This is a genomic window from Paracoccus sp. MKU1 (genome assembly GCF_001447385.1).
In the GTDB taxonomy this organism is placed as follows: Bacteria; Pseudomonadota; Alphaproteobacteria; order Rhodobacterales; family Rhodobacteraceae; genus Paracoccus.
The window spans coordinates 1-1018 of the sequence record NZ_LLWQ01000044.1 but is presented as its reverse complement, the minus strand read 5'-3'; the positions used below and the strand labels follow the sequence as shown (position 1 = coordinate 1018).

General features: G+C 69.9%; 1 protein-coding gene. It reads right to left on the bottom strand.

Annotated features, from left to right (window positions below; all coding sequences use genetic code 11):
* Positions 1-992 (bottom strand): NADH:flavin oxidoreductase/NADH oxidase (locus AQY21_RS02790; protein WP_058096319.1); only part of this gene is annotated, 992 nt, incomplete at its 3' end.
* Between the last annotated feature and the right edge of the window lie 26 nt (positions 993-1018).

Below are 1018 nucleotides of genomic sequence, written 5' to 3'. Positions count from 1 at the left end.
ACCTGCGCCCCCAGATGCGCGGCCGCGTGCCAGGGCCAGCGCGGATCGTAGAGAATCCCGCGCGCAAGGGCGACCATGTCGGCATCGCCCGTCGCTACGATGGATTCCGCATGGTCGAAATCGGTGATCAGCCCCACCGCCACCACCGGCATGTCCACCGCCGCCTTGACCGCGCGCGCCAGCGGTACCTGATAGCCCGGAGCGACCGGGATCTGCTGCCGAGGGTCCAGCCCGCCGCTGGACACATGGATGGCCGCGCAGCCGCGCGCCTGCAATTCGCGCGCGAAAGCGATGGTCTCGCCGATGTCCCAGCCGCCCTCGACCCGATCCGTGCCCGAGACCCGGACCGAAACCGGGTAATCGGTCGGGACAACCGCCTTCACCGCCTCGAACACCTCCAGCGGAAAGCGCATCCGGTTTTCCAGACTGCCGCCCCAGGCATCCTCGCGCCGGTTCGACAGCGGCGAGAGGAACTGATGCAGCAGGTAGCCATGCGCGGCATGGATCTGGATGGCGTCGAAACCCAGCCGCAAGCTGCGCCGGGCGGCCTCGGCGAAGGCGTCGCGGATGCGGTCCATCCCGGCCCGGTCCAGCGCCTCGGGCGCATTCTCGCCGGGGGCGAAGGGCAGCGCACTGGGCGCGACGGCCTGCCAGCCGTTCGGCTGTCCGGGCGGGATCTGCGCCCCGCCCAGCCAGGGCTTCTCGGTCGAGGCCTTGCGCCCGGCATGAGCCAGCTGGATCGCCACGGGAATATCGGACCACCGCCGGATCGCCTGCAGGACCGGGACCATGGCTGCCTCGGTCGCGTCATCCCACAGGCCGGTATCGGCATAAGTAATGCGTCCCTCGGGACTGACCGCCGTGGCCTCGATGGTCAGCAGCCCCGCGCCCGACAGGGCAAGCTGGCCGAGATGGATCATGTGCCAGTCGGTCATCCGGCCGTCCTCGGCGGAATACTGGCACATGGGCGCGATGACCACGCGATTCGGCATCGAGAGGCTGCCTGCGGCGATGGGGG